Below are 13,120 nucleotides of genomic sequence, written 5' to 3'. Positions count from 1 at the left end.
AAGTGTATTTGAAATTTCAGAAATAAACAAGTGAAAATTACACAACTATGACACATCTAAGGTGTATAATGGAACTATAATGGGAGGAATTATACATGAACATTTTAATTGTAGAAGATGATGAGGCGATTGCTAATTTAATAAAAATCAATCTAATAGCAGAAGGCTATGATTGCGTCTGTGCATATGATGGAAAAGCGGGAGCAGATTACATAGAAAAGTACCCTTATGATTTGATTTTGCTGGATATTATGTTGCCGGAAATCAATGGCTATGAATTATTGGAGTATATCAAACCATTAGGAACTCCTGTAATTTTTATCACAGCAAAGGGAAATGTGGAGGAGCGTATTAGAGGGTTAAGGCTCGGAGCAGATGATTATATTGTGAAACCGTTCCAAGTAGGAGAATTGATTGCCAGAGTGGAGTCTTTACTTAGAAGGTATGGCAAAGTAAACAAAAAACTGACATTTGCAGATGTGGAAATTGATATGGTTTCACGGACAGTTAGTAAGAATGGAATAGTTGTAGATTTGACGGTAAAGGAATTTGATTTATTAGTGGAGCTGGTACAGAACAAAAATGTTGCATTATATCGGGACAGGTTGTATGAGAAGATCTGGGGTGAGGTGTTTATGGGAGATACCCGGACTTTGGATTCTCATATCCAGCGGCTTAGAAGGAAATTGAATTGGGAGAAATATATTAAGACTGTGTTTCGGATAGGATATCGACTGGAGGAAGGACAATGAAATTATTTCATAAAATATTTCTGTGCTTTGTAGTTATATTCAGCATTACCTTTCAAATTGTAGGGTATCTGTTGATAAATTATGCTTATGGGAACGCAATCGAACAGGAAAAAGAACTTGCCTTTCAGGAGTTTCAATATAATAAATATATTTTGCAGTCCATTCTGTATGCAGAGCCGGATTTCTTTTCAGAAAGAGAAGCAGAGCGTGCCGCTATTGCAAAAAATTTTACAGTTCCGATTGCTGTTTATGGAATAGATGGAGAATATTTCTTTTCAAATATGGCATTATTGCCAGAGGGGATTGCTCTTGACGAAAGAGAAGATGATAGGATATCATTTCAGATTTATGAAAAAGAGGGAGAAGGCTATATTTTTGTATGTGATTATATCAGTCAGGGCGGAAACGAGATGTATCTGATTACGCAGACAGATATAAGTTCTGTGATAAAGAATCAAAAAGATATGATTACATATTTTCAAAAAATATATCTAAGTTTTTTATGCATTAGTTTTCCAGTAATTATTCTGTTAACTAAGGCAATCACAGCGTCCATAAAGGAAGTGGGGACAGCAGCAAGGCGAATTGCAGGAGGAAAGTATTCTGAAAGAATCCCTGTAAAGGGAAAGGATGAAGTTAGTGAATTGGCAGCCGACTTTAATCAGATGGCGGAGCAGGTGGAGGAAACAATTGTAAAATTGTCAGATGTGGCAAGGCAAAAGGAAAATTTTGCAGCTAATTTTGCGCATGAACTGAAAACCCCCCTGACATCGGTAATTGGGTATGCCGACATGCTGTATCAGAAAGATATGCCAAGAGATCAGGTAAAAAGTGCAGCGGAATATATCTTGAATGAAGGCATGAGACTAGAGTCGCTGTCCTTGAAACTGATGGATTTATTTGTGATGGACAAGCAGGATTTTTCTCTGGAAGAAATGTCTGTTAAGGAAATCTTTGCAAGTCTAAAGCAAGGAATAGAGCCTGTTTGCCAAAAACGTGAAGTGAGATTTCATATGGAAATGGCAGATGGGAGGATCAAAGTGGATTATGACCTGTTCAAGACTATGATACTGAATCTGGTGGACAATTCAATAAAGGCGGATTGTAAAGATATATGGGTCACAGGAAAAGCAAATGGCAGTATTTATCAAATCTGTCTGGAGGATAATGGAAAGGGTATCCCACCGGAGGAATTAGGGCGGATTACGGAGGCTTTCTATCTGGTTGACAAGTCAAGAGCAAGAAAACAACATGGAGCAGGTTTGGGAATGGCACTTGTGTCTAAAGTTGTTGATATTCATGGAGCTAGAATGAAGATAGACAGTGACGGAAAGAACGGAACCAGAATATATCTAAGTTTTATGCAGAAGGGAGAAGATGAATGATAAGAAAATACAAATACACCTTTATCTCCCTAATATTTGCTGTTTTATTCATCTTTGGAAGTATGGCAGCTATGAATTATATATTGAGAATCAGGGAAACACAATTGTTGACAGAGCGGGGAAGGATAGAAGTGGAATCACCGGTCCGGGAATGGGAAGGATGGGAACATGGTGATGAAAGTGTCGTGAGTGGAGACATTGAAGACAAATTATATTTCCTTACTACGAAGCAGGTAGAGGAGGCAATACAGAGCTGGAACAATCGTACCGGAGTGATATTGCATGACCGGGTGACAGGGCAGATTTCAATGGAGGAAGCAATTAAGAACGGAGAAAAATGGCTGGTTGAAATGGAAATAGGTGAAGAAAAGGATGCGGCATCCTATTCTGTAAGCGCAGAGTTAGGTGTAGGTGAGCAGAAAAAAGATACCGGAGAACGGCTGGATGCGTATTTTAGTTTTTGGACAGTGACGTATTCCAATCAATCTATGAGTGCGATACTATACTTAAATGCTGTCACAGGAAAGGTGTGGGGTGCGGAAATAACGCTGAATGAAGAATTGCCGAAAAAATGGCCAGATAATAGATTACGGCTTTTTGTGGAACTGGCTGGTTTGCAAGTATCGGATGATGAAATTGATTCTGGAGAAATAAGAACCCAAATTGCAATAAAAGAAAGCCAATTATATGCTCAGGAGAATTCATATAGCATGTCGATTGGGTTTGAAAACAGTTATGACTGTATTGACTATCAATTATTGATAAAGTAGAAATAGAAAAAATTACAACTATAACACAACTATTTTACAACTTTGACAAAACTTTACCGAAAGTAAGTCGCATCACTCAGATAGAATATAAATATCCTATCTGAGTGTTTTTTTGATGGGAAATACAATGTGGAGGTAAAAAAATGGAGCCAAGGATGGAATTGGAGGTAACGCATCTATGCAAGTCCTATCGAAAAAAAGAAGCACTAAAAGATGTGAATTTTAAGCTGGAACAAGGGGTGTATGGACTCTTAGGTGAAAATGGCGCAGGAAAAAGTACCCTCATGAGGATTCTCACCACGGTAGATTTCCCTACCAGCGGCAGCGTTCTGTATGGTGGAAAAAATATCATTGAGATAAATGAAAATTATCGTAATTTAGTTGGATATATGCCACAGGATTACAGTGTATATCCCAGTTTTACTGCAACGGACTTCCTGAATTATATGGGTACACTGAAAGGAATCCCGGCAGATAAATTGAAAGTAAAAATCCCGGAAGTGTTGGAATTTGTTAATCTGTCTGATGTTGCAAATAAGAAAGTGAGGACTTTTTCCGGGGGAATGAAAAGAAGGATTGGCATTGCACAGGCGATATTGAATGATCCTGAAATCCTGATACTGGATGAGCCAACGGCAGGACTTGATCCCAAAGAGAGGATAAGGTTTTCCAATATACTAAGCAACATGGCAAAAGAGAAAATAATCCTGCTTTCTACGCATATTGTATCAGATATAGAAGCTATTGCGAATCAGCTAATTGTAATTAGAAAAGGGGAAATTACAGAGAACGGCAATATCGAACAACTGGTAGAAGGAGCGGCTGGCAAAGTGTGGGAGGCAACTGTTGGGCAGGATATGGTAAATACCATAAGCGGTGAGAGGGCGGTCATCCATATTAAACAAGCAGGAAAGGATGTTCAAATTCGCTTTGTGGGAGATCAACTTCCGAACATTGAATGTAGGTCTGTAATACCAACTTTGGAAGATTACTATATATTTGTCAATGAAAAACAAAAAGGAGTGAAGTGACATGAAAAAAAATCAGGTAAAGTTATTGGCGGCGGGAATGCTTGTTTTGGCATTTATGACAGGGTGTGGTTCAAATGATAATGATATAAATAAAGGATTAAACAACATTACTTCCGAGGATATAGAAGATGTTGACCATAATGCAGGGGAACAGGAGAGTAAGACAGATACCGAGACCTCGCAGACGGAAGAGAGCAGCCAGTCACAGCTCCAGACTACAGAGGGTACAGATGCGGCAGAAAATATTGAGGAAGAGCTGGCGGACTATCGGGCTGAGAGAGAAAAAGGAACTTCCTCTCTTGGAAATTATACAATGGTAGAGCTTCCGAATGAGGAAAACTATAATTATAAAATCGGTGACAGTAATGATTACACATCCAGATTTGACTCAAGGGAATTGAATGAAGCATTTGAAGTAGCAGGGGCTTATGTAAGAGATACACTCAATTTGGAAAGTGAAGTATGGTCATGCGTCGACCCTAAGATGACTGCTATCTATGAAGATGAAGACAAAGGAGTTGCAAGTGGATATGACGCAGATAACATATTCCTCTGCGAATTCAGCAACAATGGAAGCTGGCAGTATCTCATTCTCGTCAGGGAAGGAAAAGGCTCTGATTGGGAGGTGTTGTATCATGGTAGCAGCTACAAAACAAATTAGTAAGAAGGGGCGATAAGATGAAAAAACAAATATGGATGGAATATCGAAAGTTGTGGAATAAGATAGCTGGCGTGGCAGTTATTGCCATGTGTACTGTGGCAATTTTGCATCTTTTCGTATATTTAAACCTGCAGTATCGGTCAATAGACAGTCAGGGAGAGATTGTGGAAGGTCTTGCGTCTTACAGGGCATTGAAGGATGCATCTGAAGAACTGGAAGGAGTCATGGACGGGGAGTATATACAAAATCTGATAACCAGTTACAATAGTAGCTTTGATAAGGCATATTTAGCGGAGCATAGAGGATATTTAGGAACTGGTGGCATGACAAAGTATATGGTTCCTAATTACTTTATTAATTACGCTTATTTTGGACCATATATGTCAAATGGGAATGACAAGGTGGGCTTGGATTACGATTTTTTGGAATCGGAGGAGATGTTTTATACAACTTATAAGGAAACAGTAAAAGAACATTTAGCGGATAATGGGTTCTATTCTGATGAACAGCTCCTTGTTATGAATAGAAAGGCAGACAATTTAAAAACTCCTTTTGTGACTGGATATTATCAAGGACTGGCTAATCTCAGGTCCTGGTATATTAAGGATTACAGTCTGGTGTTTATCATGCTGGCATTTACATTGGCTGGTTTGTTTTCAAAAGATAATACGGGTGGTGTTACAGAGTTGACACTTTCCTCCAGATATGGAAGAAAAATGAATTTGAATGCGAGGTGGATTGCAGGGAATCTGTTTGCTGTAAGCGTATATTTGATTTATTTAGGTGTTCAACTGATTATGAACGGATTGATTGGTACTTTGGCTGGATGGAATGTATCGGCTCAAATGCTGTGGTTTGACAGTCTGTATAATATGACAATTGGTGACGGACTGCTTATCATGTTTGTAGGCGGATTACTGGGAACGCTTGTTGTAGCGAATTTAGTCATGTTGTTTTCGATAAAACTTAAAAATGTAAAACTTGCAGCTGTTCTCTCCGCCATAGCAGTATTTATGATTATGCGGACGAAAGATATGTACGGTACAATTGAACTGATCAGTCCGATGAACTTCGAGAACGACAACCTGATTAAGAGATATATATTCATAGGAAATGCAGCAGTACCTTATTTTGTCGTTGTCCTTGTTTTAACTGTGCTGTATGTGGTGATCTTATACATCGGTACGAAACTGTCTTATAAAAAATATCATATAAACTAACGGTGGTGATGTGATGAAGATTACAATATTAGAGTGTAAACGGATGATAAGCAGGGTAATTCTATTAGGATTTCTGGTATTTGTTCTTGTTGTTTCCATTTATGATAGTCAAAGGAATTTGGATAGATATAATGTGCGAGGCGTACAAGGAATTACAGTCACCTGGCAGGATAATCTGTCGGGTGCGAGAAACACTTCCAAAGGGCTTTATCTGGATAAGGAATGTATGGAAAGCCTGCGGGAGGATGCAAACCTATATGGCTATTTGAATGGTGACAATATTATGGAATTAATATCCAGCAACTATGAAGGAAAAAGCTTAGATGAATTATCTGATGATGAAATGGAGCAGTTTTTCCAGATAAGAGCAGAAACAATTTATGAAAATCTTTTACAGGATACTAAAAAGGGTTATACAAATGAGGAAATAGCGAGTTTTATGGATAGGGCGGAATCATTGTCTGCCTTATCTATGGAGTACGCTGAAGGGTGGAAAGCGTTAGCGGAAAAGATGGGGAACTTTGTTTTCCTAATTGTTATTATTATATCGGTTCTTGTATTACCGTTGTTTGGACGTGACCCGACGGTGCGGATGGAGGAACTGATACGTTCCAGTAGATACGGAAAGCGGCAGTTGGATATGGCGAGAATTATAGCTGCTTATATGACAGCAACCGTTCTTTATGTATGCAGTATGGCAATATATTTTGTTATTGTAATGTTACCTTTTGGTTTTGATGGGGCGAGTCAGCCAATCCAGAGCAATGTAAGGACCTTTTTTTCTCTGTACAATATTACTTACCTACAACAATTTTTATTAAATCTGCTTAGAGGGTATGTGGTACTGATCTTCATGATTAGTTTGGCACTGATTGTTACAATTATTTTAAAGAATATTTTGACTGGTGCCTCTGTCGTGGTATTTTTTCTGGTGATGCTTGTGATTTTTAATCAGGTATATCTTTATCCTGTAAACCACTGGTTCACAAATTTTATGCCTGTGAGAATGACCGATTTTCGGCAATACTTTTTAGGAAATGAATTGTACAGAATTTGCGGATTTAGTATCTCTTGCATGAGCTGGAGCATTATTGTATCTCTGATTTTATCCGTGACCTTTTTGGGAGTTGGGTTGGCAGTGTTATACATCAATAGGAAAAAGGGATTATCAGGCTAATCAGAGATAGGGATGTCATAGGACAAAAGATTTTTTACAAGATTTCATATTTCCTCAGCTTTGAAAGCATCTAACGCCTACAAAACAAAGGGAATTCCGGTAATAGAAATTTTTCAGTATCTTTTTCTGCTGATTTTTTCTAACAGAAGTATGTATATGAGTCTGCTTACAGGACGGAATCCCCCGACTTTTGCAAAAGATACCGTATATCGTTTCATGAAGATGATTCAGATTAACTGGATTCGTTTTACAACGATTCTTGCATCCAGAATCATTAAGGACGCTACAGTTGCATCATACCTGATATATGTTGGGATGCTTATTGTGGTGCATGGTGGAATAGCCAGCTTGAATGGTCTAGGAGCTTCTGTACAGACATTTTGGTTTGAGTGTGTCCATAATTTAAGTATTGGCTCTGCATTGTTGATCGTATTTTTTTGTGGATTGGCAGGGGCGTTGGTTATGGCAAATATTGTAATGCTTTTATCAATAAAAATAAAAAATACAAAAATTACAACTGTTTTGGGTATTGTCGTATTGGTTTTAATGTACCGGCAAGCATCTACATACAGCCAGATTAAAATGTTCAATCCATTACAGTTTAAAGAGAGCGTTTTGTTGACAGATTTTCTATTCGTTGGGAATACGGTAGTACCCTACTTTGTAATTGCTCTTTTACTGAGTGCAGCATATATATTCATATGTTGGTTGCTTCTGCGATTCTCATATAAAAAGTATCAATTGAACTAGAAGGGTAAAGCATAATGTTAATGAACGGAGATGAGGTAACGATGATAGAAATTGTAAAAATAGAGAGCAAAAGGATTTTAAGTAAAAGAACGATTTTGTTGTCTTTCGTAATGATATTCTTGTTTTCAGCTTGCAGTTTGTATCTTTCTTTAAGGCATTACGAGGTGTTGGATGTAAATGGGGAAACTATTACCTGGCAAGAAAATCTCACCCACGCAAAGACATACCTTCAAGGGAAAGCGATAGATTGGGAATTACTGTCGTTCATGCGGCAGCAGGAAAACAATGTATATATTGATGAATACAGTATTGATGAGATTGTTAGATTAAACTATGGAAAATCAGTACAGGAACTAACAAATGTGGAGATAGATAATTTTTATCAAGCACGCTTGTCCCAAATTCGATCTATGCTGTGGGAAAATAGATACATCCAATATACTCAGGAAGAGAAAGAAAGTTTTTTGCAGAAGGCAAGCGAACTTTCCGAAATCCCATATGATTATGCGGAAGGGTGGAAAGTATTGAACCGAGACATGAGTACATTTGTTCCGTTGTTGATTTTATTTATATCCGTGCTATTGTTCCCACTTTTTGGAAATGACCCGAAAGTAAATATGACGGAATTGTATCGGTCAACCAGATATGGAAAGAAAAAATTGGATACCGCAAGAATATTAACAGCATTGGCGGTAGGTTCAGCTTTATATTTTGTTGGTATTTTTGTGTTTTTTGTAATAAAGATGATACCATTTGGTTTGAATGGTGGAATGCAATATATTCAGAGTAACATGACAACATTTTTCTCTCTTTATAACATTACATATCTACAGCAGTTTTTTATAAACGCAGTAGTTGGATTCGTTGCACTTTTATTAGATATATGCATCTTGATTTTGATTACAGTAGTTATGGAGAAAATAATGAATAGTGCAGTGGTGTTTGCATTTTTTTGGATTACATTGCTGCTCTTTGACCAGATGTACATATGGCAGGTAAACCATTATTTTGCCAATTTTATGCCTCTGCGTTTGACAGCTTTTTCACACTATTATACAGGGAATGAGGTATATAGATTTTTTGGAATCAGCTTCTCGGTTTTAAGTTGGAGCATCTTGCTCTCAGGCATGATTGCAGGAGTTCTGTTAGTATTAGCGATAAGTTGGCAAAAGATAAAAAGGAAAAGAGGACTATACTAAGGGGTGAAATTATGTGAAGACATTAATAATAACTATTGAAGATACTGAGGAAGAGATTTTCGATAGGATTTTATCGGTGTTAAATGTTAGAAACAATGTATATGTAGAAGAAGCACAAATGACTCTGAAAGACGAAAAATTATGCTTTTCGGATTTGACGATTGATATTAGTAAACGAGTAATTGAACGAAAAGCGGAGAATATATATCTAACATTTATCGAATTCGAGATATTACAATTATTGGCACGAAATGCAGGGAGGGTTTTTAGTAAAGAACAAATTTATGATATTGTTTGGAAAGAACCCTATTCCGGCGATTATAATATCGTGATGAGCCATATTAGAAATATCAGGGAAAAGATAGAAGATAATCCTAGCAAGCCTGTCTATATACAGACGGTTTGGGGTGTCGGTTATCGGTTTAATCAGAATATAAGCAGTGGTCGGTGAGAACGGATTGCTGCTTATTTTGTATAGAAAAATAGCAAATGGGAATTTAGGGATTGATAATATCTACTGAAAAATGCAATATTTAATTTAAAGAAAGGTGGAGCCAACATGAATAAATTATTTGAAACATTGTCTAATGTATTTGAGGAATTGAGGTCCGAAGCCAGAGACCGGGAGTACTCAGTGCAGACAGAAGAAGCAATGAAAGCTAATGTGATTCTTGAGAGAGAACATGAAGCGTTTCAAGAGTGTTTTTCTTCATTGGCTGATGGAGATAGGACTTGTATAGAGAATTATCTGGATGCTGTTGAACATGCTCATTTTCAAGAAGAACAGAGGGCATATTATCAAGGAATGGTAGATGTGATACAGATATTTATGGGGTTGGGCGTTATAAATAAGCGAGATGAAATAGAAGCATTGCTTAACAAAATAGTGAAGTAGAAAAAAGGTGGTTTGCTCTGATATGAGTAAACCGCCTTTTTGACTTCAGAATAATTCAGAAAAAATCGAGTTAAAATACAGATTTCTTTGTTATTCTACTTCATAGGATTTTTATATGTCCGAAGATAGGCTTCCACAATAGCAAGGATGGTGGTTATTTGGTCATCCGTGCATTGAGATAAATATACCTGCAGCCGTTGGTAATCTAAGTTGTCACTTGGAGCTGCTGGATAGAAAAAAGGATCAGCAGAGATATGTAATGCCCGAATGAGTTGTCCTAATTTTTCAATACTTGGTATGTTACCATGATTTTCGATTTCTTTGATGTATCGAGAGGAAACACCGGATTTTTCTGCTAATTCTTCGTAGGTTAATTTCTGTTCAGTTCTTGCCTGCTTCAGACGAAAACCCATGCTTTTATCAGTTTTCTTAGTTTCAGCCATATATGCACCTCCATATATAGTGTATAGTTCACATTCGAGATTGGAAATGCACTAATAATTCACTTTGACGAGGGGCAACAATGCACAATACAATATAGGACTTTGGATACTGCATATAAAAAAACGCAGTGTTCAAAGGTTTTTTCACGTTGTTTTTATCCTTTGAATGTGTTTGGGAGATTTATGTTTATTGCACATTTCAGGGGATATTTTTATGCTTACATATCTAGGACTGATACTGGATGTGGAAAGGGGTACTTATAAGATGCATCACGGTGGATGCAAATAAGTACACACAAGAAAGTGCATTATACAAGTCTGTAGCGTGTGGAAAAAAACGAATATTGTTTATAGATAATGTTCAGCAGATAAATGTATCTGTCTGGGCATTTTTTATTTGCAGCATCATTAGCAAAGAACGAGGTCCGCCTCATGTCCTTCATTTCAAAAAAATTACGAAATGGAGGACACATAGATGTCAGAATGGATAAAAATCAGAGTAAAAGATTTTTATAAGGATGCAATAGGAGAAACTGAATATACCTATGTCACTAGAGAAGTTTATGAAGCTCTGGCAAATACTTTTCGGAAAGAAGCTCATGCAGAGGAAATGCGAGATTTAAGACACACCACTGCGGATGGATATGTGGAAGGAGATACGGAAGATTTGATGATGGATACAGGAGAGTCACTGGAGGACATGGTAATCAGACAAATGGAACTGGAAGTATTACAAAAAGCGATGCAGTCACTCACTGAGGTACAGAGAGAACGACTGCATCTTTATTTTTTTGAAGGGATGACAACAAGGGAGATTGCTGAGAAAATCGGTGTTTCACAGAATGTTGTGTGGAAATCCATTCAAGGAGCTGTAAATAATTTAAAAAAATTTTTTGAGTAGAGGGGTGTCAAAACCCGATTTTGTGTGAGTACCTTATGAGAGGAACTTTTTCAGACGGTTGGTCTCTTCTGAAATCCTCTCATGGTACTTTGACAAATGCCGGAGGGGATACGTTTATATCTGCTTCGAGAGCAGCACAAAATCACGATGTGTTTTGCCAGCCATATCCAGCAGTCCAGATACGTTAGCCATTTAAAGAGCCGTAACCGGGGCGCAATGACACTCTTGCATCCGTCTGTCGAATGTAAAAAAGATCGCATCTAAGGAGCCGAGCGAGACAACCGGGGTACAGCCTGTCTGTGGTAGGCAGGTGCGAGGATGTAAATGGCCTATAATGATACTCCTTGAGATTAGCCAGCACGCAGTGGTGGAGGTGAGATGCCTGTGATGTCTGTGAAACCGCAGACAGTCTGGATTGACTGCCTAAGGGATGAGCAGGCAGGGAATTATTTTTCTCTCTGTCTTTGCGGCGTTCCGGCTCCGGGGAGTAGTGTCGAATAGGAGCAAATCACTTATAAGAAGTGAAGGATTATGGCAGTGAGACTAAATCACAGAATTCATGCGGCAGAGGTAATGGATACTTCTGCCGTATTCTTGTGTGTTTTAGCAGCACAAAAATTAAGGAAGCGTGAAACGGAGGAGAACCAATGGCAGAGGAAGAAAAAAGCATGGTAGAAAAGATATTGGATACAGAAAGGGCTGGATATGCCTATTTTTATCCGAGTGACGGAGGAAACCGACAGGAGTTTTTTATCTCTACAACACCAGAGAATATGGCAAATTTCCTTGGCAATCATTTTTATGATGCAGAGAAAATGATAATTACCGATATGGTTGACCGTCTGATATTGGATACTTGCGGTGGATTTATTAATACCTGCCCGGATCAGAAGTTGTGTGCAGAGATTATTCCTTATCTTGCACCGATTCAGATGGGTGAGAAGGAAGCAGGGGAAATCTTGATGGTAACCAGAGAGGAATCAGATATGTACTTCGCTGCAGAGGACCAAGCGGTTACTATGGCAGAGTGTCAGATGATGTAAGTGTGTTTCTTTGGGATATAAATTTAGTTTATCTAAAATTCGGAGGAAAGCGATGAGAGTAATCATTATTGTAGTATGTGCAACAGGCGTAATTCTTGTAGTGGCCACCTGCATGGCATTTAAGACGGTCAGTCTTTACGAACTGGATTAGGGAGCAACCTATGAAGAAAGAAGCCAATGAAATTATGTATAAGATGGCAGAAATTCTGCTTAAAAAGATGCAGGAAAGCGGACTGATAAGTGAGGAAGAAAGGGATAAAATCGGTGTTTTGAACATTGAAACCTTTTCTCCCGAACTTGCGAAAGTATATCTGTAAAAACGCTAGATATAATAGAAAAAGTGTGGTAGTGTATGTTGCTAACAAGGGAGCAATTCCTTGAAAACAAAGGAAAGGAGAACCGAAAATGGCTAAAAAAGTAACAGTCATCAATGCAGTTTCCGAAAGCAAACGTACACACCCACAGCAGAAATTAAAAGTGTGTGCCTATGCCAGAGTCAGTACCGGCTCAAGGGCGCAGGCAGAATCCTATGCCACGCAGGTGGAGTATTATACGGAAAAGATTGAAAGCAATCCACTCTGGGAATTTGCAGGAGTGTATGCCGATGATACAGCTATACTTGGACTAAAGTCAGAACTCCAATAACGGAGTGCGAGTTTAGTCCAAGTTTTTTTATGCGCTGAAACAGCGTAAATCCACTGAAAACAGGAGGTTGAGAACCCGTGTGTAAGATTATCGTGATGGCAAACCAGAAAGGGGGCGTGGCTTATGAAAAGCTACACATTATGCAAAGTAGGCGATAGAAAACCTTATAAATAAAGGATTCTTTGGTTGATTTACTTTTCATAATCCATCACGATTTAAGTGTATTTTTATCAAAGCACTTAAGGAGG

The 13,120-nt window shown here is 38.1% G+C and carries 15 protein-coding genes and 1 pseudogene; 15 read left to right on the top strand and 1 reads right to left on the bottom strand.

The genetic code is table 11. From position 1 onward, the window contains the following. The first annotated feature begins 95 nt into the window (after positions 1–95). The 11 genes and pseudogenes from FYJ45_RS24715 (at position 96) to FYJ45_RS24665 (ending at position 9,840) form a co-directional block, all read left to right on the top strand. Positions 96–752 (top strand): response regulator transcription factor, encoded by a 657-nt coding sequence (locus FYJ45_RS24715; RefSeq protein WP_154467677.1) that lies wholly within the window; start codon positions 96–98, stop codon positions 750–752. Then, positions 749–2,137: a HAMP domain-containing sensor histidine kinase gene (locus FYJ45_RS24710; RefSeq protein ID WP_154467675.1), complete on the top strand. Its 1,389-nt coding sequence runs from the start codon at positions 749–751 to the stop codon at positions 2,135–2,137. Before FYJ45_RS24715 ends, FYJ45_RS24710 begins: the two co-directional genes overlap by 4 nt. Next, positions 2,134–2,907 carry a hypothetical protein gene (locus FYJ45_RS24705; protein ID WP_154467673.1) on the top strand — a complete coding sequence of 258 codons (774 nt, stop codon included), beginning with the start codon at positions 2,134–2,136 and terminating at the stop codon, positions 2,905–2,907. Before FYJ45_RS24710 ends, FYJ45_RS24705 begins: the two co-directional genes overlap by 4 nt. 143 nt (positions 2,908–3,050) lie before the next feature. Next, complete coding sequence (locus FYJ45_RS24700) at positions 3,051–3,938, top strand: ABC transporter ATP-binding protein (RefSeq protein ID WP_235931004.1); 888 nt, start codon at positions 3,051–3,053, stop codon at positions 3,936–3,938. Position 3,939: 1 nt separating this feature from the next. Further along, entirely contained in the window at positions 3,940–4,599 is a 660-nt protein-coding gene (locus FYJ45_RS24695) for a hypothetical protein (RefSeq protein ID WP_154467671.1), read from the top strand. A gap of 17 nt (positions 4,600–4,616) precedes the next feature. Beyond that, positions 4,617–5,819 (top strand): hypothetical protein, encoded by a 1,203-nt coding sequence (locus tag FYJ45_RS24690; protein ID WP_154467669.1) that lies wholly within the window; start codon positions 4,617–4,619, stop codon positions 5,817–5,819. Positions 5,820–5,832: 13 nt separating this feature from the next. After that, positions 5,833–6,996: a hypothetical protein gene (locus tag FYJ45_RS24685; RefSeq protein WP_154467667.1), complete on the top strand. Its 1,164-nt coding sequence runs from the start codon at positions 5,833–5,835 to the stop codon at positions 6,994–6,996. 24 nt (positions 6,997–7,020) lie between these two features. Then, positions 7,021–7,287, top strand: a pseudogene (locus tag FYJ45_RS33435) (IS4 family transposase); the annotation flags it as partial. 473 nt (positions 7,288–7,760) lie between these two features. Then, entirely contained in the window at positions 7,761–8,945 is a 1,185-nt protein-coding gene (locus tag FYJ45_RS24675) for a hypothetical protein (RefSeq protein ID WP_154467665.1), read from the top strand. A gap of 13 nt (positions 8,946–8,958) precedes the next feature. Further along, positions 8,959–9,396: a winged helix-turn-helix domain-containing protein gene (locus tag FYJ45_RS24670; RefSeq protein ID WP_321170302.1), complete on the top strand. Its 438-nt coding sequence runs from the start codon at positions 8,959–8,961 to the stop codon at positions 9,394–9,396. 108 nt (positions 9,397–9,504) lie between these two features. Then, complete coding sequence (locus tag FYJ45_RS24665) at positions 9,505–9,840, top strand: hypothetical protein (RefSeq protein WP_154467663.1); 336 nt, start codon at positions 9,505–9,507, stop codon at positions 9,838–9,840. A gap of 95 nt (positions 9,841–9,935) precedes the next feature. Here the strand turns inward: FYJ45_RS24665 and FYJ45_RS24660 are convergent, their stop codons facing one another. Continuing rightward, entirely contained in the window at positions 9,936–10,283 is a 348-nt protein-coding gene (locus FYJ45_RS24660; protein ID WP_154467661.1) for a helix-turn-helix domain-containing protein, read from the bottom strand. A gap of 475 nt (positions 10,284–10,758) precedes the next feature. Between FYJ45_RS24660 and FYJ45_RS24655 the strand changes: the two genes are divergently transcribed. The 4 genes from FYJ45_RS24655 to FYJ45_RS24645 all read left to right on the top strand — a co-directional run bounded on the left by FYJ45_RS24655 (position 10,759) and on the right by FYJ45_RS24645 (position 12,872). Next, the gene (locus FYJ45_RS24655; protein WP_154467659.1) at positions 10,759–11,184 is read left to right on the top strand and encodes an RNA polymerase sigma factor; all 426 of its coding nucleotides are present in this window, start codon (positions 10,759–10,761) and stop codon (positions 11,182–11,184) included. 647 nt (positions 11,185–11,831) lie between these two features. Next, the gene (locus FYJ45_RS24650; RefSeq protein WP_154467657.1) at positions 11,832–12,227 is read left to right on the top strand and encodes a hypothetical protein; all 396 of its coding nucleotides are present in this window, start codon (positions 11,832–11,834) and stop codon (positions 12,225–12,227) included. A gap of 161 nt (positions 12,228–12,388) precedes the next feature. Beyond that, complete coding sequence (locus FYJ45_RS29850) at positions 12,389–12,544, top strand: SHOCT domain-containing protein (protein WP_195841971.1); 156 nt, start codon at positions 12,389–12,391, stop codon at positions 12,542–12,544. 88 nt (positions 12,545–12,632) lie between these two features. Next, entirely contained in the window at positions 12,633–12,872 is a 240-nt protein-coding gene (locus FYJ45_RS24645) for a recombinase family protein (protein ID WP_235931003.1), read from the top strand. Positions 12,873–13,120: the final 248 nt, after the last annotated feature.

The organism is Eisenbergiella porci, from assembly GCF_009696275.1.
Classification (GTDB): Bacteria; Bacillota; Clostridia; order Lachnospirales; family Lachnospiraceae; genus Eisenbergiella; species Eisenbergiella porci.
Note: the sequence above shows the minus strand (reverse complement) of the source record. Positions and strands in the feature narration are given on the sequence as shown.